General features: G+C 69.8%; 18 protein-coding genes. 3 read left to right on the top strand and 15 right to left on the bottom strand.

The genetic code is table 11. The annotated features are described in order from the left end of the window. Nucleotides 1–174 precede the first annotated feature (174 nt). From sbnB to ACFYY1_RS28050, 6 genes are all read right to left on the bottom strand, one after another. The gene (sbnB, locus tag ACFYY1_RS28025) at nt 175–1,245 is read right to left on the bottom strand and encodes a 2,3-diaminopropionate biosynthesis protein SbnB (RefSeq protein WP_388590548.1); all 1,071 of its coding nucleotides are present in this window, start codon (nt 1,243–1,245) and stop codon (nt 175–177) included. After that, on the bottom strand, nt 1,242–2,246 hold the full coding sequence (locus ACFYY1_RS28030; RefSeq protein ID WP_388590549.1) for a TauD/TfdA family dioxygenase: 1,005 nt from the start codon (nt 2,244–2,246) through the stop codon (nt 1,242–1,244). The genes sbnB and ACFYY1_RS28030 overlap by 4 nt, the downstream gene beginning before the upstream one ends. A 23-nt stretch (nt 2,247–2,269) precedes the next feature. Beyond that, nucleotides 2,270–5,521, bottom strand: a complete 3,252-nt coding sequence (locus ACFYY1_RS28035) for an amino acid adenylation domain-containing protein (RefSeq protein WP_388590551.1) — start codon at nt 5,519–5,521, stop codon at nt 2,270–2,272. A gap of 63 nt (nt 5,522–5,584) precedes the next feature. Continuing rightward, nucleotides 5,585–8,113 carry a Pls/PosA family non-ribosomal peptide synthetase gene (locus ACFYY1_RS28040; protein WP_388590553.1) on the bottom strand — a complete coding sequence of 843 codons (2,529 nt, stop codon included), beginning with the start codon at nt 8,111–8,113 and terminating at the stop codon, nt 5,585–5,587. A gap of 359 nt (nt 8,114–8,472) precedes the next feature. Continuing rightward, nucleotides 8,473–8,640: a hypothetical protein gene (locus ACFYY1_RS28045; protein WP_388590554.1), complete on the bottom strand. Its 168-nt coding sequence runs from the start codon at nt 8,638–8,640 to the stop codon at nt 8,473–8,475. 294 nt (nt 8,641–8,934) lie between these two features. Beyond that, nucleotides 8,935–9,576: a ScbR family autoregulator-binding transcription factor gene (locus tag ACFYY1_RS28050; protein ID WP_388590556.1), complete on the bottom strand. Its 642-nt coding sequence runs from the start codon at nt 9,574–9,576 to the stop codon at nt 8,935–8,937. Nucleotides 9,577–10,146: 570 nt separating this feature from the next. On the opposite strand from ACFYY1_RS28050, the gene ACFYY1_RS28055 reads away from it, so the two are divergent. Next, entirely contained in the window at nt 10,147–10,836 is a 690-nt protein-coding gene (locus tag ACFYY1_RS28055; RefSeq protein WP_388590558.1) for an HAD family hydrolase, read from the top strand. 217 nt (nt 10,837–11,053) lie between these two features. Here ACFYY1_RS28055 and ACFYY1_RS28060 read toward each other — a convergent pair whose 3' ends face one another. The 8 genes from ACFYY1_RS28060 to ACFYY1_RS28095 all read right to left on the bottom strand — a co-directional run bounded on the left by ACFYY1_RS28060 (nt 11,054) and on the right by ACFYY1_RS28095 (nt 23,366). Further along, nucleotides 11,054–12,577, bottom strand: a complete 1,524-nt coding sequence (locus ACFYY1_RS28060; RefSeq protein ID WP_388590559.1) for an aldehyde dehydrogenase family protein — start codon at nt 12,575–12,577, stop codon at nt 11,054–11,056. 106 nt (nt 12,578–12,683) lie between these two features. After that, a complete protein-coding gene (locus ACFYY1_RS28065) occupies nt 12,684–13,934 on the bottom strand; it encodes a GAF domain-containing protein (RefSeq protein WP_388590561.1) in 1,251 nt (416 codons plus the stop codon). 104 nt (nt 13,935–14,038) lie between these two features. Then, complete coding sequence (locus ACFYY1_RS28070) at nt 14,039–14,632, bottom strand: N-acetylmuramoyl-L-alanine amidase (RefSeq protein WP_388590562.1); 594 nt, start codon at nt 14,630–14,632, stop codon at nt 14,039–14,041. Between the two features lie 63 nt (nt 14,633–14,695). After that, nucleotides 14,696–15,712 (bottom strand): acetamidase/formamidase family protein, encoded by a 1,017-nt coding sequence (locus ACFYY1_RS28075; RefSeq protein WP_388590563.1) that lies wholly within the window; start codon nt 15,710–15,712, stop codon nt 14,696–14,698. Beyond that, nucleotides 15,709–17,208 carry an APC family permease gene (locus tag ACFYY1_RS28080; RefSeq protein ID WP_388590564.1) on the bottom strand — a complete coding sequence of 500 codons (1,500 nt, stop codon included), beginning with the start codon at nt 17,206–17,208 and terminating at the stop codon, nt 15,709–15,711. Before ACFYY1_RS28080 ends, ACFYY1_RS28075 begins: the two co-directional genes overlap by 4 nt. Nucleotides 17,209–17,500: 292 nt before the next feature. After that, complete coding sequence (locus ACFYY1_RS28085) at nt 17,501–18,850, bottom strand: esterase-like activity of phytase family protein (protein WP_388590565.1); 1,350 nt, start codon at nt 18,848–18,850, stop codon at nt 17,501–17,503. Between the two features lie 254 nt (nt 18,851–19,104). Further along, nucleotides 19,105–20,472 carry an SWF or SNF family helicase gene (locus tag ACFYY1_RS28090; RefSeq protein ID WP_388590566.1) on the bottom strand — a complete coding sequence of 456 codons (1,368 nt, stop codon included), beginning with the start codon at nt 20,470–20,472 and terminating at the stop codon, nt 19,105–19,107. Beyond that, complete coding sequence (locus tag ACFYY1_RS28095) at nt 20,469–23,366, bottom strand: DEAD/DEAH box helicase (protein ID WP_388590567.1); 2,898 nt, start codon at nt 23,364–23,366, stop codon at nt 20,469–20,471. The genes ACFYY1_RS28090 and ACFYY1_RS28095 overlap by 4 nt, the downstream gene beginning before the upstream one ends. Nucleotides 23,367–23,659: 293 nt before the next feature. On the opposite strand from ACFYY1_RS28095, the gene ACFYY1_RS28100 reads away from it, so the two are divergent. Together ACFYY1_RS28100 and ACFYY1_RS28105 are read left to right on the top strand one after the other, a co-directional pair. Continuing rightward, nucleotides 23,660–24,775, top strand: coding sequence for a fatty acid desaturase family protein (locus tag ACFYY1_RS28100; RefSeq protein WP_388590568.1), 1,116 nt, complete (start codon nt 23,660–23,662; stop codon nt 24,773–24,775). Between the two features lie 83 nt (nt 24,776–24,858). After that, nucleotides 24,859–25,041 (top strand): hypothetical protein, encoded by a 183-nt coding sequence (locus ACFYY1_RS28105; RefSeq protein ID WP_148832927.1) that lies wholly within the window; start codon nt 24,859–24,861, stop codon nt 25,039–25,041. Nucleotides 25,042–25,101: 60 nt separating this feature from the next. Here the strand turns inward: ACFYY1_RS28105 and ACFYY1_RS28110 are convergent, their stop codons facing one another. Next, on the bottom strand, nt 25,102–26,142 hold the full coding sequence (locus ACFYY1_RS28110) for a hypothetical protein (RefSeq protein WP_388590570.1): 1,041 nt from the start codon (nt 26,140–26,142) through the stop codon (nt 25,102–25,104). Between the last annotated feature and the right edge of the window lie 66 nt (nt 26,143–26,208).

Below are 26,208 nucleotides of genomic sequence, written 5' to 3' on the forward strand. Positions count from 1 at the left end.
GTCATCCGGCAGGGGGCGGGCTCCTCGCCGGAGCGGGCGAGACCCTGTCGCCGACCGGCGGGACGGGGCCCTGCCTCAGCGGCCGCTGTCTCGTGCGTCAGGAGCTGCTGCGACGTGACCGGTGTTCTCTTCCGGGATCAGCCTCGAAGGAGCCCTCCTGCGCTCTCGGCCGGCTCATCCGTACCGGCTCATTTCGTGGAAGAAGTCGTCGACGACGTGCAACTCTCCGGAGCGGGCCACTTCGGTGTACACGTACTTGCCCACCGCCAGGTCGAGCACCCCGAGGCCGAAGGGCGAGAACACCACCGGCCGGTCGGCCGGCACCTTTACCCGTCCGGCCATCACGTCGTCCAATGTGCCGTGAAGGAAGTCCCGGTTGCCCGTGAGCTGCTCGGCCAGATGCGGGGACGTGTCGGCCTTGAGGCAGTGCTCGACGTCATCGACGATGTTGGTCGAGGCGAGCAGGATCTCCGGCGCGAGGTCGCGCAGCGACACATGCAGCACCAGCGGATTGTGCGCGAACCATGACAGATCGCTGACGTGCGGTTGACCGGCGACCGTGGCGAAGACGACCAGGTCGCTGTTCCGGATCAACTGCTCGGCGCTGTCGTGCACGGTGATCCGGCCGACGGTGTTCGACTGCTCCAGGTAGCAGCGGAAGCCTGCCGCGCTCTCGGCGGACAGGTCGTGTACGCCGACCTCGTCGAACGACCAGCCGGTACCGGCCAGGAAGCTGTGGATGTAGCGGGCGATCAAACCCACCCCGAAGAACCCGACACGCGTCGGTCGCGGCCGGTCGCGGCTGAGCCAGTCGGCCGCTGAGGCCGCCGACGCGGCCGTCCGGGTGGCGCTGATGATCGAACTCTCCAGACAGGCGAACGGGTAGCCCGTGTCGGGGTCGTTGAGGATCAGCACCGCCGATGCCCTTGGGATGCCTGCCGTCACATTGCCCGGGAAGCTGGAGATCCACTTCAGGCCGTCCACCCGTGCCTTTCCGCCGATCGAGGCGGGCAGCGCGATGATCCGGGAGGACGGACGGTCGGGGAACCGGAGGAAGTACGACGGCGGGTTCACCGAATCACCGGCGCCGTGCAACCGGTAGGTGGCCTCGACCAGCTCCGTGATCCGCTTCTCGCATCCGTGCAGCGTGCGCTGGACCTGGGCACCGGAGATCACCGCGAACGGTGGAGCGGTGGTCGGTGCGACCGCTACGGGCCCTCTCGCGCCGGAATCGACAGTGGTCATCGCGTGGTCACCTCCACGGTCGGCGAGCAGTCGTCCAGACGCACCGGATCGGCCATGGCGACGAGCACCTCACGCGGCCCCTCGAAGGGCTCCCTGCTGTGTGCGGTGCGGATGTTGTCGACGACCATCAGGTCGCCGGCCTGCCACGATTCGCGTACGGTGTTCGCCTCGTAGACGCTGTTGATCAGCTGTACGACGTCCTCGCCGATCGGGTCGCCGTTGCCGTAGCGGGTGTTGAACGGCAGCCCGTCGGCGCCGTAGACGTCCACCAGGTACTCGTGCACCTCGGGGGCCATCGTCCACTGGTTGAGGAACGCGATCTGGTTGAACCAGCAGCGTCGGCCGGTGACCGGGTGGCGCACCACGGCGCTGCGGTGCTGCCTGGTACGCAGTCCACCGTCGGGCTGCCACTCGAACGTGATCGCGTTCGCGCGGCAGTAGCGCTCGACGGCACTCCGGTCCTCGGTGCCGAAGGCCTCGGCGACGGACGCGCCGATCTCGTCGTTGTAGCTGCGGGTGAGCAGCCAGCCCTCGCGCTCGAACCGCTCGGTCAACTCGGCGGGCAGCGCGTCGAGCACGGTCGGTGAGTCGGCCACCGCGGTCGCCCCGCCGTCGGTGGGCGCGCTGAGACAGGCGAACATCATCAGGCCGGGGAACTCAAGCGTGTAGCTCAGTTCGTGATGCATGCACATGGGCTGGTTCGGCGGCCACTTCGATGAGGAGTACACCCCGCCGGAGTAGGCCCGCCGGGGCGCGAAGGCCTCCTGCTCGGTCATCAGACCGGTGGCCAGCTTCGCGAAGACGGCCGCGGTCTCGGCCGCGTCACGCAGCCCGAGGCCACGCACCAGGACCGAACCGTGTTCGGCGACGGCTGCGCGCAGCGTCTCCCGGTGCTCGGCCGCCCAGGCCGGTGCGTCACCGGTGACCTCGGCCCTCAGCCGCGGGGGTCTGCCGGATTCCAGTTCCACGTCGACCAGCGAAGTCGTGGATGTGGACGACATCTCGATCTCCTTTCAATTGCTGTTCAGGAAGCAGCGAACAACTCGGCGGACTGCAGAACAGCCTTGGCTGCCTCGGCCGGACGGGTACGCAGGAAGTAGTGGCCGCCGTCGGCGAGCTCGTGCAGGTCGACCTGTTCCGCCAGGAGCTGCCAGTCGAGGTACCGGCGCGGGTACTCCGCCGTGATCGGGTCGTCCGAGGCGACGACCACGGTGACCGGCACGGACAGCTTCTGCGCGGGCGGGCTCTCCAGGGCATCGATGAAGTAGCGGTGAGCGGCCACGCAGTCGTGCCGGTAGGCGGCACCGACCTGCTCGGCGTGCTGTGGACCCAGCTCACCGAGTGCGCTGCCGCCGCCCGTGCTCAGGTCCGTGGAGATCTCGGCGTCGCACCGCCCTGTCAGCTCGGCGACGGTGGCGCGCCGCTCGTCGGCGTCACCGAGCAGCTGCGCGCCGAGGAACACCCGTCGTACGTCCACCCCGTGCTCCCGCAGCTTTCTGGCAGTTTCCACGGCCAACGCGGCTCCCGAGGAGTGGCCCCACAGCAGGACCCTGGTCAGACCACGTCCGGAGATCTCGTCGACGACCTGCTCGACCACCTGCGTCATCGGCGCGAGCGGCTCGCTCTCGGCGGCCACGTCGTGACCGGGCAGCTCGACGGCGTAGACCGCCGGTCCACCGTCCGGAAGTGCCCTGGCCATCGGTTGGAAGTTCACCGCGTTGCCGCCGGCGGGGGGGAAGCACACCAGGGCCGTGGTCTGCGGACCGTCCGATGCCGACAGCGGCTGAAGCAGCCCGGCACGCCGCCCGGCCCTGCCGTCGACCAGCCCGGCCAGATCGGCGAGGACCGGGTGACGGGTGACATCCTTGAGGGACACCGCGCGGCCCAGGACGATGGCCAGCTTCACTGCCGACAGCGACGTACCGCCCCGGTCGAAGAAGTGGTCCCGCCGCCCGATCTGGTCCTGCGGGATGCCGAGCACCTTCGCCCATGCGGCCGCCAGCTGCTTCTCGGCCGGCGATTGCGGCGCGCGGAAGTCGTCCCGGACGACATCGAGCTCTCCGGCGAGTGCCTGCAGAGTCCTTCTGTCGATCTTGCTGTTGGCCGTCAGCGGCAGAGTCTCCCGCCAGTGAAAGGCGGACGGGACCATGTACGCGGGCAGCGACTCACCGAGCCGGTCCAGCACCACGTCCACCTCAAGTGGCTGCTCACCGGAGTAGAACGCCACCAGGTGCTTGCTCTGGTCGGCCCGCTCGGTGACCACGACCGCACCGTCACGAACACCGGGCACCTGCAACAAGGCGTTCTCGATCTCACCGATCTCGATCCGGAAGCCACGGATCTTCACCTGGGTGTCGCGGCGGCCGAGGAACTCCAGCTTCCCCCCGGGCGCCCAGCGGCCGTAGTCGCCGCCCCGGTAGAGCCGGGCGCCCTCACGGTGCGGATCGGCCAGGTAGGCCTGCCGGGTGAGCTCGGGGTCGTTGACGTACCCGCGGCCGACGCAGACGCCGGAGAAGACGATCAGACCGGGGGCTCCGAGCGGCACCGGGATCAGGTGCTCGTCGACGACGTAGACGTGCACGTTGTTGACCGCGGAACCCAGCAGGACCCGGTCTCCGTCGGGCGCGCGGTCCATGACCTCGTGGTTGGTGTCGTCCGAGGTCTCGGTCAGCCCGTAGGCGTTGACCAGCTTGATCCCGGGCTGGGCGGCGAACCAGCGCTGCACGAGCTCCTTCTTCAGGGCCTCGCCCGTGACCGACACGCACCGCAGGTCCGGAAGCTCGCGGGGGTGCTGATTCAGCCAGGACACCACCACGTCCAGATAGGCGGGTACGACCTGGAGGACGGCGACCCGTCCGTCGATGATCCTGTCGACGAACCGCTCGATGTTCAGGATCACTTCCTGCTCCACCAGCAGGGTCCGTCCCCCGACCAGGAGCGCGGACATCAGCTGCCAGAGCGAGATGTCGAAGCATTGGGGTGCGGTCTGGGCGACCACCTGTCCCTCGCTGATCTCCAGGTCGTCGATCTTGGCGTAGAGGTGGTTCAGCATGCCCGCGTGCTCGCACATCGCGCCCTTGGGCGCACCTGTGGAGCCGGAGGTGAAGTAGATGTAGGCGAGCTGGTCCGGTGCGACGTGGACGGCCAGATCACCGTCGGCATGGTCTTCCTCGTAGGCTGCGCCGACGAAGAGCTTCTGGACTTCGGGCAGTGGGCCGAGGGCCTGGTCGAGTGTGGCGGTGCTGCCGGGCTCGGTCAGCACCAGCTCGCACGCGGCACGGGAGAGCATGGTCGCGAGCCGGTCGGCCGGGAAATGCGGCTCGATGGGCAGGTACACGCCGCCGGCCTTGAAGACCGCGAGGACGGCGACCATCCAGTCGAGGTTGCGCTCGGTCACCACCGCGACAACGCCCTCGGGGCGCAGCCCCCGCGCCAGCAGGGCTCGTCCCACCCGGTTGGCGCGCGCGTTGAGTTCCCGGTACGTCAGTCGCTGCTCCCCGTGCACCGCGGCGACGGCGTCCGGGTGTGACGCCACTTGCTGCTCGAACAGTTCGTGGAACCGGAGGTTGGGCAGTTCCCGGTGCGGACCGGCGAGTTCTTCGAGCTGGAAGTGGAGTTCCTCGGGGGAGAGCAGGCTCTGCCGCTCGTGCTCCGCGTCCGGATCGGCGGCGATCAACGCGAGTGCGGTGAGGTGGTAACCGGCGATCCTGACGGCGCAGTCCTCGTCGAGTGCGTCGGTGCGATACCGCAGCCGCAGGGCAAGGCGGCCGCCGCGTCGCGCGAACCCCACCCGCAGCACGGTGTCACCGGTGACTTCGCCGCCCATGCCGTGCGGATCGAGAACGACCTCCATCGACGGCTCGGCCAGGCCCAGTTCGCACCTGAGCTCATCGACCGGGAAGTCCTGGTGCGACAGCAGATCCGACGCGACCCGATGCGCGTCCAGCAGCAGCGTCCGCCACGAGCCGGGCTCGGTCGTCAGCCGGCAGAGCAGCGGCCGGCCGCCCCCCGCACCGATATATCCGGTCGCGACCTCGTGCTCGCCGGAGAGCGCGGCGAGTACCTTGGCGTGTGCTGCCAGCAGTACCGAGTCGAGCGGCACCGCCAGGTCCCCGGCCAGCCGGCCCAACGCCGCCACGACGTCGTCCGGGACCGGCGCCTCGTGTTCGCCGACGCCCTTCACCGGATTGAGCGTCCACCGCGGGATTTCGGTGAGTCCACCGGCGACGAGCACATCGCGCCAGAATTCCCGGTCGGCCTTCACTTGCGTTCCCATCTGGCCGTCTCTCTCCATTCGCCTCAGCTACCGTGCTTTGCCGCGCCGACAAGGGCCGAGCTGCTACTCCTTCCGCGTCAGCGCCTCGGGCTGATGGGGGGCGTCTCGCATCTCCGCGGCGGGGTTTCCTCCCCAGCGTGCGTGCGGGGGGACCTCCTCGCCCTTCATCAGGAAGGAGTCGGGTGCGAGCACCGCGTCGGCGCCCATCGTCACGCCGTAGTGGACGTGGGCTCCCACACCGACGGTGCAGCCGGCACCGAGGGTGCTGCGATCGGACTTGAAGGTGCCGTCCTCCTGCGAGTGGCACTGGATCTTGCTTCCGGCATTGAGCGTGCAGTCGTCTCCGACGGTGGTGAGCGTCCGCTCCGTCATGTAGCAGCCGTCGTCGAATACTCTGCTGCCGATCCGAACCCCCAGCATGCGCCAGATCACGTTCTTGAATGGCGTTCCGTTGAAGATGTTGAGGTAGGTGTCCGGCACCTTCCAGAGGCGCTCGTGCCACCAGAAGTAGGGCTCGTAGATGGAGCACACCTGCGGTTGCAGCCTACGGAATGCCGCGATGCCGCGCTCCACCAGTACGAAGTAGACAGCGGTGAATCCGAGACTGAACACCAGGAACGCGGCGATCATCACATGCCCGAAGGCGTCGTACAGTTCGGCGTTCGCCAGGCCGAAAACCGTGAGCACGAAGAGGTGCAGCCACCGCACGAGGAGGAAGAAGATCATCGAGCGGATGTTGTAGCGGTTCTTCGCAGCGAGGCTGCGGCGCAACTCGTCGCCGGTGCGCAGATGGTCGAACCGGGAATCGCGCTCGACCGACCGGGGAATCTCGAAGCACGGCGAGCCGAGCAGTCCCACCCCCTCGCGCACCTCGCCTTCGAGCGGAACCATCACCTTCGTCGCGAGGAGACAGTTCTCACCCGTTCTGGCCCCCGAGGGATAGGCGATGTTGTTCCCGAGGAAGTTGTTTGAGCCGATCGAGGCCCGGGACACCCGGAAGGACGTGCTCGAATAGTCGGCGTTGACGACGGAGAGCCCGTCGGCGACCATCGTCCCGCTCCCGACCGAGCACAGAAACGGGGTTTCGTGCTGCACTTCTGTGCCGAAGTTCGACCCGGTCTGCTCGACCCGGGACAAGTCGTATCCGATGCCGCGCAAATAGTGGACGATGTAGGAGCTGTCACCGAACAGCCATGTGAAGAACTTGATGTTGGTCATGCGCCCGATCGCCCGGTGCACCGAGTAGTGAAACCCGTACAGCGGATAGACCTTGTTCGGCTTGACGACCAGGTTCAGCAGGCGCGGAACGGTGAACATCACTGCCAGGCCCACGACGACGAAGCCGAAGAACAGCAGCAGGGAAAGTACCAGCGCGTCGATGTAGAGATCCGGCGACGTGAGCCCTTCCGTGCCCGGCTCCAGCCGGTCGTGCAGCGCCGGAACGAGGGCAACCAGCATGTACACGCCCCCGACGGCCAGTGGCACGTAGAGGAAGAACAACTGAAGCACGGTGACGAGACCGAAGCCGATCCGGCGCAGCGTGCCGCATTCGGCCGGCTCGATCCTCAGGTAGTCGTGCTGTGTGGGCTGTGCCGGGGACCCGTGCCAGCGCTGACCGCCCGGGACCGTTTGGCCGCTGTACAGCGTGGACGTGTGGCCGAGTTGAGCCCCGTCGCCCATCGACACGTCGATGTCGAGCACGGTCTTCTCGCCGATGAACACGTCCCGGCCCAGGGTGACCCGGCCGGTCTGGATACGGCCGGCGTGCGCCCGGTAGCAGAGGAAGAACGAGTCCTTGCGGATCACCGTGCCGGCGCCGACGGTGAGCAGGTCGGGGCAGACCGGAACGTTGCGGGAGAGGATCGTGACCCCTTTGCCGATCCGTGCGCCCAGCGCCCGCAGGTACAGCACGTACAAGGGGTTGCCGACGAAGAAGATCATCGGGTTGGCGTGGATCAGCACCTTGACGGTCCAGAAGCGCAGATAGGTCAGACCCCAGACCGGGAACTCGCATGGTTTGAACCGACCGATGAGGAGCCATTTGGCCGCGACGGGGAAGGTGCACAGAGCGACGAAGCCGACGCCTCCGAAGACGAACGAGCGCAGATAGACATCGATCACACCCGATCCGGCGGAGACCCATGCATAGCCCCGGTCGGCGACAAGTCCGGCGAGGAAGGAGTACCCCAGGAAAAGCAGGAACTGCAGGATTCCGCAGAGGGTGTAACGCACCGTGCGGGCCGGCGCCACCACCGCGGTCGGCACCGGGATCGACGGCTCGACGGGCGCGGCATTCGCGAGCCCCGTCGCCAGGCTCCGGATCGTCGGGTGCCGGTAGATGTCCTTGATCGACGCCGAGGGGAGGTCCGCCCGCTTCCTGACTCGTGCGCAGAAATGGGCCATGACCAATGAGTTGGCGCCGAGGTCATCGAAGAAGTGGCTGTCGACAGACACCCGTTCGACGCACATGACCTCAGCCAGCACTCCGGCGAGGTTCTTCTCGATGCCGGTCTCCGGGCCGTTGTACTTGCGCGTATCGACTGCGGATTCACCCGGCCCGGGAGTCAGGACGTCGAGGGGTTTGTCCTCCATGCGAGCTCCTTGAGGAACTGTTCGAGCGCCGCTCTCCTTGCGGTCGGCGCCCTGTACTCGCGTTTTCGATGGCCGGAGCGAGTGGTCCGGAAGCCACGGCATCGGGATCTGTTCTCCACATCCCGATCCGCTGCCACAGTCTTAGCCGTTCATCATCGGGCTGCCACTCGAACTCGCTCGCTTCGCTGCGGCCCGGGGCATCGCAGCTGTGAGGCGGTGGAGCGACGTCCGTGCGCTTCGCAGTGGTCGCACGGTGGCACACACGGCCGCAACCGTCCGATGCCACTCAATCAGCGAGATGCGCTCGCCCGCCAGCGGAGTGATCGTGGTCATGCTCCGCGATCACTCACCCTTTGGTGTCATGACGAAGTGAACGTGCCGGGCGGACCGCAGTCCGACGAACCGCCGCTGTGGCCACACGTACCGTCCACGTACCAGCGTTGTCCGACGGCATGCTGCGCGAGCAGATCGGCCGGTTCGGCATTGCGCCGGACGGCCGACTGCTCCGAGGCGAGACCGATGGCCATGTCGGCACCGCCGGTCACGGCAGAACGTGGGTGCGGGCGTGCGAGGGCGGACCACACCCATCGTCTGATCGGGATTCCGCGAGGCAGCGGGGGAGACCGTGAGGAGTCACCGGCGAGGGCTCAGTACTCCAGCAGGGGACTCGAACAGGGATTCGAGATGAAGGTGCCGGGACTGTCCCGGGGATACACGCACCGTGGGCCGAGCATCCGATCATTGTGGCGCGGCAGGTCTCTCCGGGGACCGGAACCGGAACCAGGACCGGAACCGGGAGCGGCCGGTTCGGCAGTGAGGGTTCATCGGGTGGGCGCCGGCCGCTGGTGCGCCAGGGCCCGCGCCACCAGAGCGGCGGGCTCGGGGCGCGCCTGCAATGCCTTCAGGATCAGCAGCCACCACCGGTGCAGCCGGCCGGGGAGGTCCTCGTGCTCCGTCATCTCCTCGGTGAGGTCGTACAGCCCGAAGAAGGCGCACACCAAGGTCGTGGCGGTACTCGACGGCTCGACCTCGTGGGCCAGTTCGCCCTGGGCGCCGGCCTCGGCCAGAAGGCGCGTGACAGCACTCGTCCAGGCGGCGAAGGGAGTGGGTATGGCGACGTCGATGGTGCGGCGCTCAGCCCACAGACGCGCGCCGGCCCGGGCCATGACGTCGTCGCGCAACGCATCGGCGATGTCGAAGCTGAGGGCGATCAGCTTCTCCAGTGGGGGGATCCCGGGGGCGGCGTAGCGGTCGGCCAGCAACGGCCAGGATGCGAACTGTTCCCGCACGACCGCCAGCGCGAGTCTCTCCTTGCTCGAGTAGTGGAAGTAGACGGCTCCGCTGGTGCGCCCCGAAAGTTCGCTGATCTCATTGATGCTGGTCCGTGCATACCCCTGTTCAACGAAAAGGTGTGCTGCGGCTTCCAGTAGAGACCTTCGGGTCGCGCGCGCCCTGTCCTGCATGCGTGTTCCACTTTCGCTCGTCTGTACCTATTTTTTTAATCCGGGAAAGTCGTGCGCCGTGGCGCATTGAAGGCGCCCCGTGCCGTTAATGCGTGGAGATTATTATTGTTCTTGGGCTGTAAGTAGGCGTCGTCAATGGCGGAAATTCGCGCTTCGCCGGTGTTGTCGAGCGCGGTCACCGGTCTCCGGGGTTCGGTGTCTTCGACCAACTCAACTGTATTTCAACGGTGTTGGAGGAGAGGGAAGCCTCGTTCGCCGGTTGCTGACTGTCGCGCGCGCTTCGCGAGTACTTGGAAATGAGCGTGCCGTCAAACACTCGAAATGATGATTGCGTGCGTTCGATCGGAAAATTATCGTAGTCATCACGATGTTTTTCGGGTCATCCGGAGAGACCGGACGATGTCCATCGCCGGCGGGCCCGGAGGCGAAGCATCGGCCTTCACGCGTGGTCGATCGGGGCTCGTTCGACAGCGCACCTTCTGCGGCCGAGCAAGCCTCTCCGCAGTCCCCTGCTTCTTACTGCGAGCACTGGCGACGCGGGACGGCGCGCTCTTCGAGAACGGCAGGCAAATGACATCTCGTCGCATCTTCACTTGGTCCCCGGCTGCCATCGTCTTCGACTGTGACGGAACCCTGGTGGATACCGAACGGCACTGGCAGGACGCGCGCATCCGCGTCTTCGGAGAGTTCGGGCTGAAGCCCCGCCCCGGCTTCGCCGAGCGGGCGAAGGGCGTGCACTACACCGAGTGCGGCAGCCTCATGGCCGGAGAGGCCGGGAAGCCCCAGCTCGCCGACGACATGACGCACTCTCTCCTGAGACACTTCATGGCGCTCGTCGCCGAAGACCCCGTGACCATGCCGGGTGCGGTGGCACTGGTCCGCCTCGCCGCCCGCAATCTCCCGCTCGCGGTCGCCAGCAACTGCCCATTGGAGGTGGTCGAGTCCAGCCTCGCCCGAGTCGGCCTGCTCGGCTGCTTCGCCCATGTCGTCGTCGCGGGTGACGGACTGCTGCCGAAACCCCATCCCGACGTCTACGCCACCGCGGTCCGTCTGTGCGGCGTGCGGCCGGAGGACGCGATGGCTGTGGAGGACTCGGTCACCGGCGTCGAGTCGGCCCGGAGAGCAGGCATGCGCGTGCTCGGCGTAGGACCTCGGCCGGCCGGGGAGGGTGCTGAGCGGGCCGACCTGTGGCTGCGCACTCTGGCTGATCCGGAGCTCCAGGCATGGGCCCATACCTGGGCGGATGGGACCGCCGCCTGAGGGCTGTCCCTTAGTCGGCACGCCAGGGCGGCTTTCAGGAGGATGCGGCCGGCGCCGCGCAGGATGTGCTCGGTGACTTCCACCGTTCGGTCCGCGCCTGGTCCGAAGCCCCCGAGAGGTCGGATGGTGATGCGCGGCACCCCCCGGGTGCGCGGGGTGACTCCTGTGCAGGGTTGCCTGGAGGGCAACGAAGCCTCCAGGCAACCGAGTTCACCCTCTAGAAGAACCCAAGCCTCTTCGGGCTGTACGAACAAAGAATGTTCTTCGTCTGCTGGTAGTGCTCCAGCATCATCTTGTGGTTCTCGCGGCCGATCCCGGACTGCTTGTAGCCGCCGAAGGCCGCGTGTGCCGGGTACGCGTGGTAGCAGTTCGTCCAGACCCGGCCCGCCTGGATGGCGCGGCCCGCCCGGTACGCGGTGTTCATGTCGCGGGTCCATACGCCGGCCCCGAGACCGTACAGCGTGTCGTTCGCGGTCCCGATCGCGTCGTCGAAGTCGGAGAAGGACGTGACCGCCACGACCGGACCGAAGATCTCCTCCTGGAAGACCCGCATCCGGTTGTCGCCCTCGAAGATGGTGGGCTGGATGTAGAAACCGCCCGCGAGCTCCCCGTCGTACTCGATCCGCTCACCGCCCGTGAGGACCTTCGCGCCCTCCTGCCGGCCGATGTCCAGGTAGGAGAGGATCTTCTTCAGCTGCTCGTCGGAGGCCTGTGCGCCGATCATCGTGTCCGTGTCCAGCGGGTGTCCGGGCACGATCAGTTCGGTGCGGGCGATGCCCGCTTCCAGGAACTCGCCGTACACCCCGCGCTGGATGAGGGCTCGCGACGGACAGGTGCAGACCTCGCCCTGGTTGAGGGCGAACATGGTGAAGCCTTCGAGGGCCTTGTCACGGAAGTCGTCGTCCGCGTTCCACACGTCGTCGAAGAAGATGTTGGGCGACTTGCCGCCGAGCTCCAGGGTCACCGGCCTGAGGTTCTCGGAGGCGTACTGCATGATCAGCCGCCCCGTCGTGGTCTCACCGGTGAAGGCGACCTTCGCGACCCGCGGGCTGGAGGCGAGGGGCTTGCCGGCCTCTGTTCCGAAGCCGTTCACGATGTTGACGACGCCGGGCGGCAACAGGTCGGCGACCAGCTTCAGCCATACGTGGATGGAGGCCGGGGTCTGTTCGGCCGGCTTCAGGACCACCGCGTTGCCGGCCGCGAGCGCCGGGGCCAGCTTCCAGGTGGCCATCAGGATCGGGAAGTTCCACGGGATGATCTGTGCGACGACGCCGAGCGGCTCATGGAAGTGGTACGCGACCGTGTCCTCGTCGATCTCGCTCAGCGAACCCTCCTGGGCGCGCAACGCACCGGCGAAGTAGCGGAAGTGGTCGATGGCGAGGGGAATGTCGGCGGCCAGCGTCTCGCGCACCGGCTTGCCGTTGTCCCAGCTCTCGGCGACCGCGAGCTCCTCCAGATGGGCCTCCATCCGGTCGGCGATCCGGTTGAGCACCCCCGCGCGGTCGCCGGCCGCCGTGGCTCCCCAGGCCGGCGCCGCGGCGTGTGCCGCGTCCAGGGCCAGTTCGACGTCCTCGGCCGTGCCACGGGCGATCTCGGTGAAGGAGCGGCCGTCGACCGGGCTGGGGTTCTCGAAGTACTGACCACGGACGGGCGGTACGTAGGCGCCGCCGATCCAGTGGTCGTAGCGGGACTCGTACGAGACGATGGCGCCCTCGGCACCCGGCGCGGCGTAACGGGTCATCTCTGCGGCCTCCCGGTCCGGTGCCGCCCGCCATCGGGCGGCCCTCGGCGCGAGGGTAGGCAGCGGTACGTTGCAACCCCGTTGCACAGGGTGCGCGCGGCAGCGGCTACCGCTGCTCGGCGTCCAGCGCCCGGACCCTGGCGAGCAGGGCCGGGCGCTGTCCGGCGGGAACGGCCGCGGCCAGTGCCTCCCACACCGGGAGGTCGTCCTCGCCCCAAGGGCTGTACGCCCAGTCGGCCAGCAGCCCCGGGTCCCGGCGTGCGATGAGTGCCGCCCGCACCTGCTCGTCGAGCCGGCGCCGCAGCCGGACGACGGAAGGCGCCCGCGAGCCCGGCAGCAGCGGGCCCGCGTACGCCGCGAGCGCCGCGGCCACCGCCCCCGACGCCAGTCGGCGCGCCACCGTGTCGAAATCGGCGTCGACCGGGACCGAGAGCCGGTACGGGCGGGAGAGGAGCAGCTCCGGACCGAGCAGCCGCCGCAGCCTGGAGAGTTCGGCCCGCAGCGTCACCGGGGTCACCGACTCGTCCTCGTACAGCTCGACGAGGAGTTCGTCGCCGCCCAGGCCCTCGGGGCGGCGGGCCAGCGTCGCCAGGATCTCGCTGTGTCGTCTGCTGAGCCGGATCCTGCGGCCCCCCGCCACCAGCAGCGCCTCGTCCCGGCCGAGTGCGCTGAGTCGCACGGTCCCGGCGGCCGGTGCGGGGGCGAGCAGTGCGAGGTGCGACTCGGCGGCGCGGGCCACCGCCTGTACGAACGCCAGGCTGTGCGGATGGGCGAGCCGGTCCCCGCCGGTGATGTCCACGGCACCCAGTACCCGTCCGGTGTGCGGGTCGTGCAGCGGTGCCGCCGCGCAGGTCCACTGCTGGACCGGCCGCAGGAAGTGCTCGGCGGCGAAGACCTGCACGGGGCGGTCCACGGCAATGGCCGTACCCGGCGCGTTCGTCCCGGCCGCCGACTCGGACCAGCGGGCGCCCTCCACGAAGTTCATCCGGCCCGCGGCCCGCCGGGTCACCGCGGGGCCTTCGACCCACAACAGCCTGCCGTGCGCGTCGCACACGGCGAGGAGATGCTCCCCGTCCGTCGCGTAGGCGCCCATCAGTTCACGGATCACCGGCATGGCCCGGGCCAGCGGATGGCCGTCCCGGTACGGTCCGAGGTCGTCCGGGCCCAGCTCGACCAGGGCCGCACCGTCCGGGCTGACCCTGGCCCGCGCCGAACGCCGCCACGACTCACCGACGACCGGTCGGACCGGCCGCTCCAGCCGGCCCGCCGAGGTGAACACCTCGTGTGCGCGGCGCAGCTGGCCGATCCGCGCACCCGGGTCCGTACCGGCGGCCAGCGCCACCCAGGGATCCGTCAACTCACCCTCCCGTCCAGGGGCTTCCCGCGCACCCATCGTCGTCGCAGCGGGCCGTTGCGACAACCGCGATGGGGCGAGCGATCGGACCGGGTGGCGAAGGCGGGTCAGCTCGCCGAGTACAGATTGACGAGCCGGATGTACCGCACCCAGTCCCAGTTGGGGCCGGGATCGGTGTGGTCGGTGCCGGGGACCTGGGCGTGGGCGAGGATGTGCGCGCGGTCCTTGGGGATGTTGTAGCGGTCGCAGACCGAAGCCGTCAGCAGCGCGGACTTCTCGTACATGGCGTTGGTGAAGTACGAGGGCTGGTCCACCCAGCCCTCGTGCTCGATCCCGATGCTGCGCGTGTTGTAGTCCCAGTTGCCCGCGTGCCAGGCGATGTTCTTCTCCCGGACGCACTGGGCGACATAGCCGTCGGCCGAGCGCACCAGATAGTGCGCGGAGACCTGCTTCGCCGGATTCTGGAAGATCCCGATCGTGTCCGGGTACGTCTCCTGTGTCACATGGATGATCACGTACTGGACCGGATAGGCCGAAGGGCGGCTCGACGCCGTGTAGTTGGACGTGGAGGCGGGCGTCCAGTGGGCGAGCGGATAGTCCGTGTCGCCCGCCGTCGTGACGGCCATGGCGCGGGTGGAGGCCGGGATCAGGGCGGCGGCCGCCGTCGCGGCGGCGCCCTGGAGGATCCTTCTACGATGCATGAACACTCCTGTGTGTGGGGGGGGCGGGGATGTGAGGAAGAACGGGGACGGGAGGGCGGGTGGTCAGGGGCTGGCCAGCAGGGTCGCGGTCTCCCGCAGATGGCGGTGGAGGCCGCGATGGGGGTCGCCCGCCGGCAGCCATTCCTTGCGGATCTTCGCCACGCAGGTGTAGTTGGTGTCGCACACATTGGCCAGCGGCGCCTCACCGGCCTGGCTGACCAGCTGGTAGGCGTCGAGTTCGGACAGGCCGTAGTCGCGCGCGAGCCACTGCACCAGGTCCAACTGGGAGATCCGGAAGGCGTCTTCGAGCGGGCGGGCGGAGCCGGTCGACATCAGATGGGTGTCGGACTCGATGCGCGGCCACGGCGTCGTGACGCCCTTCAGCAGCTCGACGAGCACCACCGTGTTCATCGCGCACTCCACGGCGACCCCACAGGTCTCGCCCTCGCCCTGACGGGCATGGCCGTCGCCCAGGCTGAGCAGCGCCCCTTCGACGTTGACGCCCAGGTAGCAGGTGACGCCCGCCCGCATCTCGGGCGTGTCCATGTTCCCGCCGTGCGCGTCCGGCACCAGCGCGGACCGTACCTCCAGGTTGGCCGGGGCCACCCCGACCGTGCCGTGCATCGGATCCATCGGCAGTTCCACCTGGATGTCGCTGTCCCGGGCGCTGAACAGACAGGTGCGGCGCGCCCGGTCGAGCTGCCACATCCACACCACCTCGGGCAGCGGCGCCTGCAAGGACGCGGTGGTGTGGGTGGAGGTGAGCGCCCCGAAGAGCGGAACGGTTGTCGAAGCAGCCCAGTCCCTGGCGGGTTCGACGGAGACGAAGTGCACCGCGACGGTGTCGCCGGGCTCCGCGCCCACCACGTGGAAGGGGCCGGTCTGCGGGTTCAGGAAGGGGAACTCGCAGACCTCGGAGACCAGGTCCTTCTCGGAGCGGACCCGCCCGGCGAAGCAGTCCTCCGTGTACACGTCGAGGAACGTCCCCGGCTCGATGCGGGCGACCGGAGCCGCTCCGCCGAAGGTCCAGGCATACTCGCCCTCCTCGGGGCGGACGGTCAGGATACGGGGGTCGCTCATGTCTGCACTGCTCCTGTCTCTGCATCTGCCCTGGCTCCCGCGGGTGGCGCCGGGGTGTCGTCGAGATGGATCCGTCCGGTCCGTGCCACCCGCTCCGGATGCCTGCGCAGCAGCACCACGAGGACAACGATCCCGATCAGCATCCAGACACCGACGACCGGACCGGCGTACGAGACGGGCGCACTGAGTTCGGAGACGAAGTCGAACGCCGGGATCCCGGCGGCCGTCAGCAGGGCGGGGACGAACGCCGCGATGCCCAGCACCGGGAACAGGAGATGGAGGACGGGGTTGAACGCGTCGCGACGCCTTCGCAGGAAGTATCCGGTGCAGGACAGATTCACGACGATGTACACACCGATGATCACCGTGACGATCACGGTGGCCAGCAGCGCGAACGCGGTCACCGGGTCATAGGCGAACCCCAGTCCGAGCGCCGCGCCGACCGCGATCACGAACTGCACGGCCACGCCGACGACGGGGGAGCGGAACCGTGGATGGAGCCTCGCGAACGCCTGCGGGAACACGCCGATACGGCCGAGGGCGAACGCCGTCCGGGTCGACACGTTGGCACACGCGTTGGCGTTGGCCACGGTCGAGTTGACCACGGCGAGGAAGAGCAGTACCCAGAACAGCCCGAACGAGGCGCGGGCCACACCTTCCCACGAGGCCGCCCCCGATCCGCCGAAACCGGCGAACCGGTCGGGCCCGAAGTACACCGACATCGCATACGTGGTCAGGACGTACACCAGGCCGATGGAGAGCGCCGCACCGAGCACCGCACGCCGCATGGTGCGCCGGGGGTCCCGGGTCTCCTCGGCGAGCGGCGCCGCCGCCTCGAAGCCCGCGAAGGCGAGCACGGTGTAGACCGAACCGGCGAAGATCCCGCTGATGCCGCCGTATCCGTCGGCGGTGTGCGAAGTGCCGAACACCGAAAGGGTGTTGTCCGCACCGGCCTGCCCGATGAGGAGCACGGCGAAGGCGACGAAGACGAGCACCTCGAAGATGCCGAGCACGGTGCCGAACCGGGCGGAGGCCCGTACGCCGGAATACCCGGCGAGCGCGATGATCAACGCGCCGAGCAGCGACCACGGCCACCACAGGTCCGCCGGGTAGGACGACCATTCCTGGTGCAGCGTCCCCGCCGTCGTGAAGCCGAGCTGGAGCAGCAGCAGCGCGGGGACCAGCGCTTCGACGAAGACGTAGCCCCAGCCGACGAGGAACCCGATGGCCGGGTGCAGCCCCTGCGCGGAGTAGGTGGCGACGGAACCGGCGGCCGGCAGCCGACGGGCCAGCTCGGCGACGCACGAGGCGGTGAACAGGCAGGCGACCAGGGCCACCAGCACGGACAGCGGGAGGCTGCCGCCCGCGAAAGCGGCCCCGGCCGGAATCGACGCGGTGATGGCCGCGGCGGGTGCCATCGCCGTGACGCTCTGGAAGAGGACCTCGCGCAGCCCGATGGCGTCGCGCAGGAGCCCGCTGTCCGATTCCCCCGACATTCCGCGGCCCCCTTGGTGTCCGATGACCGGAAGGTGGTGTCCGATGTACGGCCGAGTGTCTCGCGCGCCCTACCGTACGGGCGCCGCGCGGGTGGCGAAAGACGGCGGGGCGGAAATGGCCTCTGTGGACCGGGGGGAGCGCCGGAATCCACGTCGATGTCGGTACGGGCGCGGCCACTTGGGATCAGTGGCCGCGCCGGAAGAGGATGTGAGGGCGAAGTCCCTTGCGGGCGGGCCGGGTTGACGATTCCGGCTCTCGGTAGACAGGTGCTGCGGAGTGCCGGGGCGCGGGTCAGCCGTGCAGCGGGCGGGCCAGCTCCAGTTCCGTCACCGACGTCTCGATGCCGCTGTCGACCAGCCGGCCGTTCGCGTCGAACGCCTCGGCACCGTCGGTCATCCCGAAGTCGTTGTCGTTGATGAGCACGAGCGTGTCCCGGCCCGTCACCGCGACGCCTTCGATCTTCCCGGGCACGCCCGGGACCTTGCCCAGGTCGACGACCAGGCTCTTGGGGAGCACCGGCACACCCGATGCCGAGGGGTCGGTGAGTTCCTCGTACGAGGGGGACGTCGTCGGGTCGTCCCAGGCGGATCCCAGGATTCCGGAGCCGTGCGGGAGCGTCACCCGGTGCAGCCGGGCCGCCTTGTCCGTGCGCTCCTCGATCAGCAGCTCGTGCCGGCCGAGCGCGACGACCGAGGAGATCTTCAGCTCGGAGGTGTCGTCCTCGCCCGGGTCCACGACATCCACCGCGTCGAACCGGTAGGCGTATTCCGCGGTGACCGCGCGCTTCTTCGTCGAGAAGCGCAGCAGCCGCACATTGCGCGAGACCTCGCCCGCGTCCTGGCCCGGCAGCGAGAGCGGGCTCTGCACAGCGAGCACCAGATCGCCGCCCGGGAGGAGGGCCAGCCCCTCGAAACCGCGGTTGATCCTGCGGTGCAGAAGCACGCCGGGCAGCGCCTCCACCACCGGATAGTCGGTGCCCGTCAGGCCGAGGCCCTCCGGCACGTAGCGGGCGAGCACCCGGCCGCGCGCGGACACATGCACCAGGGAGGGGCCGTACTCGTCGACGAGCCAGAAGCTGCCGTCGGCGGCCCGGACGATGCCCTCGGTGTCCAGACCGTTCGGGTCGTACCCGAGCGGCGTCCTCGCGTCGTAGGTGTACGGGGCCTCGTCACGGCCCGGCTGGTTCGGCAGACCCGTGACCGCGGCTCCGGACCGGGTGGTGATCGGGATGGCCCGGAGGACCTGGACGCGCTTCCCGCTGACCCGCACCTTGACGATCGCCGGGTCGAACCCCGGAACCGGGAAGGTGCGCCGCTTCTTCCCGTCGACCTTGATCTGCCCGTTGGGCCCGCGGTCGGTGACGGTCCAGAACTCGCCCCGGCGGCCCGCCGGAAAGATGTCGCTGCCGATGCCGCCGAGCCGCACCCCGCGGTCGTCCGTGACCGTCCCCGGCAGCAGCCCGTTGCTGAAGCCGGCCAGTGGAACGTCGCCGAGCACGGCGGTGCCGGTGACGCGTGCCGTGCGCTCCGGACGCTGGTGCCGGTCCTGCGCGCCGGTTGCCGTTCCGGTCGCGATCACCGTACCGAGCAGGGCGAGCGGCAGGCCGACGGCCAGGGAACGACGGACAACGCGCGCGGACATGGGGCCTCCTGGTGCATGGGCAGCTCTGACGGCCGTCAGGTTCCGTCCTCGCCCTCAACACGCGGTGACATCCAGTTGAACGCACGGGCAGAACGCGGCGACGGGAGGGGGAGGGGGCGGAACGGAGCACCGGTCGCCCCGCCCCCGTTCTGCTTTCGCCTCGCTCGGTCCCGCCCGTTGCCTCGCGCGGTCCCGCCCGTTGCCGATCAGCCTCGCCCGTTGCCGATCGGCCTCGCCGGCCGTACGAGCGGGGCTCAGTCCTCCGAGACGCCCGAGCCGGCCAGCGCGGCCGCCGGGTCGTCGTCCGCCGGACCGGCCGGGACCCAGCGCCCGCCCTCCTTGCGGTACGGCCACCAGCGCCCGTCGCGTCCGTACCGGAGCTGCGCGCCACCCTCCACCGCGGTCCAGCGATTGCCCGCAGACCGCAGCCGGGGCCGCTCGCCCTCCTCCCACGCCTCGGCGAGCCGGGCCCGCGCCCTGGCCAGATGCTCCGGATCGGGTGTCCACTCCTCTTCGAGCACGGCCAGCGCCGCCGCCCCGCCGTACCGCCAGGCCCGCACCGCCGCGTCGAGCTCCGCCCCTCGCCGCCCCGAACCGGCCGCCAGCCGATTCACGATCCAGGGCTCGGGCCGGGCCTCCGCGGCCAGCCGCAAGGCATCCTGATGCGCGGTCAGCCCGAGCGGCAGCGGCTGCTGTTCATGGCCGGGCGAGAGCGCGTCGGCCAGCATCCGGTGGGCGCGTGCCGCAGCGTCCGTCGCCAGCATCTCCAGTGCCGCCGGATCGATACCGGCCTGCGGTTCGGTCTCCGCGTCCAGGGACGGCGCCGATCCCGGTTCCGCGGGCAGCGGAGGGGGATCGGGCAACGGGGGCAGGATGTCCCGGGCGGCGAACGCCTCGTCCGCCCGTACACCCCATTCGTCGGCCTTCGCCGCCGCGGTCTCCGTCCCGTCGGCCGGACCGGACACCCCGTGCCCCTCGGCGCGGGCCGCTATCCGCACCTGGAGCTCGTCCAGCAGCCGCCGCTCACCGCGCCCCCGCATCAGCAGCAGAACGAACGGGTCCTGATCCAGGAGCCGCGCCACCTGGTAGCACAGCGCAGCCGTGTGCGGACAGTGGTCCCACGCGTCACAGGTGCACTCCGGGTCCAGATCGCCGATCCCCGGCAGCAGCTCCACCCCGGCCGCCGCCGCGTCCTCCACCAGGTGCGGCGGCATCTCCCGGTCCAGCAGCGCCGCGATGTGCCCGGCCCGCTCGACGGCCATTTCGAGGAACCGCTCCCAGTCCGCCTCGGTCAACTCCTGGAGCAGTACGTCGCTGCGGTACGTGGACGAGTCCCCGTCGCGGACCACCGCGGTGATCCGGCCGGGCCGCACGGAGACCGCACCGACCCGGCCCTCGCGGGCGAACCTGCGCCCCTTCTTCAGCTGCTGGCCGTCCAGCGCGGTGTCCTCCAGGGCCTTCAGCCATGCCTGGCCCCACCAGGACCGTGCGAAACCGCGGCCGTGCGCGGGAGGGAGGGCGGCGAAGGTCCGTTCCTGACTCGGAGCGGCTTGGCCCCGGCCGTCGCTCTCGTACTCGCCGCCGTCGTAGCGGTCGCTGCCGTACTCGTGTCCGTCGCTCATCGTGCGCCCCCTCGCAACTCCACCAGATCGGCCAGTTCCGCATCGGTCAGTTCGGTCAGCGCTGCCTCGCCGGAGCCGAGCACCGCGTCCGCGAGCCCCTGCTTGCGGGCCAGCATGCCGGCGATCCGGTCCTCGATGGTGCCCTCGGCGATCAGCCGGTGCACCTGCACCGGCTGGGTCTGGCCGATCCGGTACGCGCGGTCGGTGGCCTGGGCCTCGACCGCCGGGTTCCACCAGCGGTCGAAGTGCACGACATGACCGGCCCGGGTGAGATTGAGCCCCGTGCCGGCCGCCTTCAACGACAGCAGGAAGACCGGGGCCTCGCCCGCCTGGAAGCGGTTGACCATTGCCTCGCGCTCCGCGACGGGCGTCCCGCCGTGCAGGAACTGCGTGCGCACCCCACGTGCCGCCAGGTGCTCTTCGAGCAGCCGGGCCATCTGCACGTACTGGGTGAACACCAGCACGCTCGCCTCCTCCGCCAGGATCGTGTCGAGCAGCTCGTCCAGCAGCTCGACCTTTCCCGAACGGTCCGCGATCCGGGGCTCGTTCTCCTTCAGATACTGCGCCGGGTGGTTGCAGATCTGCTTCAGCGCCGTCAGCAGCTTGACGACGAGACCGCGTCGGGCGAAGCCGTCGGCGCCGGAGATGGCTTCCAGCGTCTCGCGCACCACCGCTTCGTACAGCCCGGTCTGTTCCGCCGTCAGGGACACCGTGCGGTCCGTCTCGGTCTTCGGCGGCAGCTCCGGTGCGATGCCCGGATCGGATTTGCGCCGTCGCAGCAGGAACGGCCGCACCAGAGCCGCGAGCCGCTCGGCAGCCGCCGGATCCCCGCCTTCCGCGGTCCGCGCGTAGCGGGTACGGAAGGTGCTGAGCCGGCCCAGCAGACCCGGCGTCGTCCAGTCGAGGATCGCCCACAGCTCGGAGAGGTTGTTCTCCACCGGAGTGCCGGTGAGCGCCACCCTGGCCCGTCCGCCGATCGTCCGCAGCTGCTTGGCCGTCGCCGAGTACGGGTTCTTCACGTGCTGGGCCTCGTCGGCGACCACCAGACCCCACCGGATCCCGGCGAGCTTCGCCGCGTCGAGCCGCATGGTGCCGTACGTGGTGAGCACGAACTCGCCGTCGGCCGGCTCGGCGAGGCTGCGCGATCCGCCGTGGAAGCGGCGCACCGGCGTACCCGGCGCGAACTTCTCGATCTCCCGCTGCCAGTTCCCCATGAGGGAGGTCGGGCAGACCACCAGCGTCGGCCCGACGGCCGATTCGATGCTCTGGCGGTGCAGATGCAGCGCGATCAGCGTGATGGTCTTGCCGAGCCCCATGTCGTCGGCGAGGCAGCCGCCGAGACCGAGCGAGGTCATGGTGTGCAACCAGTTCAGACCGCGCAGCTGATAGTCGCGCAAGGTGGCGTCGAGCGCCTCGGGCGGGCCGACCGGCTGCGGCTCGCCCTGCTGCCCGGCCGCCTCCGGGTCGGCCAGCCGACGGCGCAACTGCTCCAGCCAGCCGGTGGCCCGGACCTCGACCCGCCGGCCGTCGACCTCGGTGGAACCGGTCAGGACCGCGCCCAGCGCATCGATCGGTGTGACCTTGCGGTCCCGGGTCTCACGGGCCCGCCGGGCCTCCTCGGGGTCGATCAGCACCCACTGGTCCCGCAACCGCACCACCGGCCGATTGGCCTCGGCAAGGCGGTCCAGCTCGGCGCGGCTGAGCCTCTGGTCACCCAGCGCGAACCACCAGTCGAACGCCAGCAGCGCATCGGCCGACAGGAGCGGCGGGGCCTCGGAGCCGGTACGGGCGACCCCCTCGCGCTCCTCGTCGTTCTCCTCGCCGTCGGGCGGACCGATCACCGCGCGGGCGGTGAGTTTGCGGGCCAGCTCCTTGGGCCAGTGCACCTGGACCCCGGTTGCGGCCAGTGCCCGTCCGGCCGGGCCGAGGAGTTCGGCGAGTTCGTCGTCGTCCGGCTCGACGGAGTCGGGCACCGCGGCGGACAACAGCGGAGACAGCGGTGGCCAGGCACGGGCCGCCCGGCGCAGCGCCGGCAGGACGTCCATCCGGGCACGCGGCCCGAACGCCGCGGCGGTGTCCGCGCCGCCCGCCCAGACCTCGGCCGCGTCGGCGACCAGTGTCGGATCGCTGACACTGTGGACCTGGAGGACCGCCCGGAAGGAGGGACCGGCGGACGGCTCGCCGTCCTTGTCCGGAGCGGTGAGCCCGGACGCCTCCACCCGCAGCGAGAGCCGGACACCCGCGTCGTGCCCGGCCGCGACGTCGGTGACCCAGGCCCGATGGCCGGGCAGATGCTGCGGTTCATCGACGGTGAAGGCCCGGCCGCCGCCTGCGATCGACGCGGCGGGAGTGCGGGGCAGGCCGTCCGCCACCGCGTCGAGGAACGCGCGCAGCAGCCGCTCGGGCTCGGGCAGCAGTACGGGCTCCGCGGCCCCGTCGAGCGGCACCGCGTGGGCGAGGGGTGGCATCGAGGCGGCGAGCGTGCGGATCCGTGACTGGTCCTCCGCGGTCAGCGGACCGGCCCGCCAGGCATCGTGATCCGTGGCGCTGAGCCCCGGCAGCAGCAGGCCCCGGGCGGCGAGTTGGAGTGCGAGGAGGGCGGCCGCACCCCAGAAGGCCGCCGCGTCGGAGGCATGCGCAGAGGAGCGTGCGCGCGTCAGCACGGGCAGCGCGTCGCGGACCGGAAGCAACCGTGCCGGTACAACGTACACTCGCGCGTCGGCGCCGACGACGGCCAGTTCCTCCACGGATCCGGGACCGTCGGGCGGGCTGCTGCCGTCCGGGTACCAGAAGGCGAAGCGGCCGGTACGGGAGGGATCCCCGGGCAGGAAGACCACGGAGCAGGCGGAGAGTGCGGAGATCTCGGTGAGCGTTGCCGCAGGGAGTCTTTGCACAGTGATGCCGAATTCCTCAAATTTGACTAGTGGGGGTCGGGTCGCCGAGGGTACCCCACCGGTGCCATGGGTCGTGAGCGGATTCTTCGTGATCCAGGACACATCTTGATCCGCCGGGGCGCCGGGCCGTGCGTGAGCCAGGGGGCATGGTGCACCCCTGGGTGTGGTCAGCACCCCCGTCGGGGGAGGGGGTATACCCCCGGAGATCCCGGGTGGTGGCGCCATGGTTGCCGGACACCCGGCCGCCCTACGTTTCTACAGGTCAGCGCAGCTTTCCAGAGACCGGAGACGTCATGCCCCAGGCCACAGCCACCGCAGCGGAGGGTACCCGTGACGGTGCGGACAGCGCGGGAGGTGCCGCCGGAGCCGCAGCCGGAGCGCGAGTCGGAGTTGGAACCGGAACCGGAACCGTTCCGGTTCAGGGAAGCGACTTCGCGCCCCTGCTGCGGGCCGTGAAGGGGCAGGGCCTCCTGGAGCGGCGAACCGGGTGGTACGCCGCAGGCATCGTCGTCAATCTGGTCGCCCTGGGCGCCGTGATCACCGGCATGGTCCTCCTCGGCGACACCTGGTGGACCCTGCTCCTCGCGCTGCCGCTCGCGATCTTCTGGTCGCGCACCGCGTTCGTCGGGCACGACGCCGGGCACGCCCAGATAACCGGCGGCCGCGGCGCGGGCCGGGCCATCGGTCTCGTGCACGCCAACCTGCTGCTCGGCATGAACGAGGCGTGGTGGAACGACAAGCACGTACGCCATCACGCCAATCCCAACCACATCGACAAGGACCCGGACGTCGGCGTCGGCGCCCTCGTCTGGACGCAGAAGCAGGCGGCCCAGCGTGAGGGCTTCGCCCGCTGGCTCACCCGGAACCAGGCCCGGCTCTTCTTCCCGATGCTGCTCCTGGAAGGCATCGCGCTGAAGATCTCCGGATTCCAGTACCTGCGAAAGCAGCCCGCCCGGGAACGAGCCCTCTCGGCGCTGCTCCTGGTCGCCCACCTGGGCCTCTACGCAACGCTGCTGCTCACCGTGATGTCCCCGGGCAAGGCCATCGCCTTCGCGCTCGTCCACCACGCGCTGTTCGGGCTCCACCTGGGCATGGCCTTCGCTCCGAACCACAAGGGAATGGAGATGCCGGACCCCGACGGCGAACGCTGGGGCCACCTCCAGCGCCAGGTCCTCACCTCGCGGAACGTACGCGGCGGCATCCTCACCGACTGGTTCCTCGGCGGGCTCAACTACCAGATCGAGCACCACCTCTTCCCGAGCATGCCCCGGCCGCACCTGCGCCTGGCGCAGCCCATGGTGCGCGCCCACTGCGCATCACTGGGGATGCCGTACGCGGAGACCGGACTGATCGAGTCCTATCGGCAGGCACTGCACCACATGCATGAGGTCGGCGAGCCCCTGAGATGAGTTCTTGACCTGCTGGAACCGATGGGCCCGGACACGCGTTCTCACAACAGGAGCGGCTCCGGGCCGCGAAGGAGGCGTGGGCGATGTCGAACAGCGCGAAGATCGCCATCGGGGGAGTGGTCGTAGCGGTCATCCTGATGCCGTTCATCGGCTTCTGGCTGTCGTTGCTCGTCCTGATCGGAGTTCCGGCCGTTGCGTATCTGCTGCTGGACCCCAGTCAGCGACGCAGGCTCCGCAGGATCACCCGCAAGGAAATAGGCCGCTGAGGCGGCAGGGCACCGAGGGGTCCGACCGTCGGTGCCCCTGCCGAGCCCGCGGAACGGATCTCAGGCCGGCCGTACCGCGAGCGCGTCCAGAGCTTTCAGGAGCCCCGGCAGTTCGGGACCGCGCCCGACCGGCAGCACCTCTCCCGGCTCCTCGTCCAGCAGGATGAACGCGATGTCGTCGGTCCGGGCGACGAGGGACCAGCCGGGGCCGTCGGCGCGCAGCATCCGTGCGTCGCCCGTGGCGAAGGAGGACCTGACACGGCCGGGTGGCGGCGGGGTGTCGACGTAGGCGTGTGCCTCGGCGAGCGCCCGCCGCACACCGGGGTGCACTCCCGAAGGTGCTTGCGTGGGTGGGCTCGCGGCACTGTCGTCGGGCCCGCCGCTCCCGGATCCGGATTCGGCGCCCACCTCACCCTGAACCTCTGCTTCAGGGTGAGGGTCGGGTTCGGATCCGGACCTGGACCCGGGTTCGGATCCGGACTCGGACCCGGCCTCGGCGGCGGCCTCGGCTCCAGGCGTGGCTCCGGTCGTGCCCTCGCTCCCGGTCCCCGCCTCGGCCCTCGGGCTCTCCGCGCCCGGCGGGCTGGTGAAGGCGGTCTCGTCATCGATCTGCTCGCGCCACGCGCTCCACCGGTGCGCTATCTCGTCCGCGCCCATACGTCGCTGGGCCGGTCCCCACGACTCGGTGTCGGGCGGGGCCAGCGGCGCCGGCTCGGTGCCCTCGGCCTCCGGATCCGGCAGCGGATCGTGCGGCGCGGCCACGCCCGGAGCGGCGACCGCCACCGGGAGAGGCCAGCCCGGCAGCGCGCAGACCACCGAACGGTCGTCGGGAGAGAGGTCGTACTCCATGCCGCAGTCCCAGGCCGCGATCGCGACGGCCACCAGCGATACGTCATCGACGACCACGGTCCACCGCGCGCCACTGCCGTCCTGGCCGAGAACCAGCCCGTATCCCTCGGCGTACGGTTCGAGGGCGAGCGTCGCGCATGCGGCCGGGTAGTCGTCGGCGAGGACGCTCGGGAACTGCGCCGGTGTCAGCAGCACGGCGGTCAGCACATACAGCGCGTCGTCGTCGGCGACCGTGTCGTTCGGCGCAGTCACGGCGCTCTCCTCGTCCGTCGTCGTTGTCCGTCGGCGCACCTTAACGAGTGAGTAACCCACTCGTCG

The sequence above is a fragment of the Streptomyces sp. NPDC001890 genome (genome assembly GCF_042891445.1).
Classification (GTDB): Bacteria; Actinomycetota; Actinomycetes; order Streptomycetales; family Streptomycetaceae; genus Streptomyces.

What these genes read in the sequence shown, in the direction of transcription:
- sbnB (WP_388590548.1), bottom strand. Translation starts at nt 1,245, where the DNA reads ATGACCACTGTCGATTCCGGCGCGAGAGGGCCCGTAGCGGTCGCACCG.
- ACFYY1_RS28030 (WP_388590549.1), bottom strand. Translation starts at nt 2,246, where the DNA reads ATGTCGTCCACATCCACGACTTCGCTGGTCGACGTGGAACTGGAATCC.
- ACFYY1_RS28035 (WP_388590551.1), bottom strand. Translation starts at nt 5,521, where the DNA reads ATGGGAACGCAAGTGAAGGCCGACCGGGAATTCTGGCGCGATGTGCTC.
- ACFYY1_RS28040 (WP_388590553.1), bottom strand. Translation starts at nt 8,113, where the DNA reads ATGGAGGACAAACCCCTCGACGTCCTGACTCCCGGGCCGGGTGAATCC.
- ACFYY1_RS28045 (WP_388590554.1), bottom strand. Translation starts at nt 8,640, where the DNA reads ATGGCCATCGGTCTCGCCTCGGAGCAGTCGGCCGTCCGGCGCAATGCC.
- ACFYY1_RS28050 (WP_388590556.1), bottom strand. Translation starts at nt 9,576, where the DNA reads ATGCAGGACAGGGCGCGCGCGACCCGAAGGTCTCTACTGGAAGCCGCA.
- ACFYY1_RS28055 (WP_388590558.1), top strand. Translation starts at nt 10,147, where the DNA reads ATGACATCTCGTCGCATCTTCACTTGGTCCCCGGCTGCCATCGTCTTC.
- ACFYY1_RS28060 (WP_388590559.1), bottom strand. Translation starts at nt 12,577, where the DNA reads ATGACCCGTTACGCCGCGCCGGGTGCCGAGGGCGCCATCGTCTCGTAC.
- ACFYY1_RS28070 (WP_388590562.1), bottom strand. Translation starts at nt 14,632, where the DNA reads ATGCATCGTAGAAGGATCCTCCAGGGCGCCGCCGCGACGGCGGCCGCC.
- ACFYY1_RS28075 (WP_388590563.1), bottom strand. Translation starts at nt 15,712, where the DNA reads ATGAGCGACCCCCGTATCCTGACCGTCCGCCCCGAGGAGGGCGAGTAT.
- ACFYY1_RS28080 (WP_388590564.1), bottom strand. Translation starts at nt 17,208, where the DNA reads ATGTCGGGGGAATCGGACAGCGGGCTCCTGCGCGACGCCATCGGGCTG.
- ACFYY1_RS28085 (WP_388590565.1), bottom strand. Translation starts at nt 18,850, where the DNA reads ATGTCCGCGCGCGTTGTCCGTCGTTCCCTGGCCGTCGGCCTGCCGCTC.
- ACFYY1_RS28090 (WP_388590566.1), bottom strand. Translation starts at nt 20,472, where the DNA reads ATGAGCGACGGACACGAGTACGGCAGCGACCGCTACGACGGCGGCGAG.
- ACFYY1_RS28100 (WP_388590568.1), top strand. Translation starts at nt 23,660, where the DNA reads ATGCCCCAGGCCACAGCCACCGCAGCGGAGGGTACCCGTGACGGTGCG.
- ACFYY1_RS28105 (WP_148832927.1), top strand. Translation starts at nt 24,859, where the DNA reads ATGTCGAACAGCGCGAAGATCGCCATCGGGGGAGTGGTCGTAGCGGTC.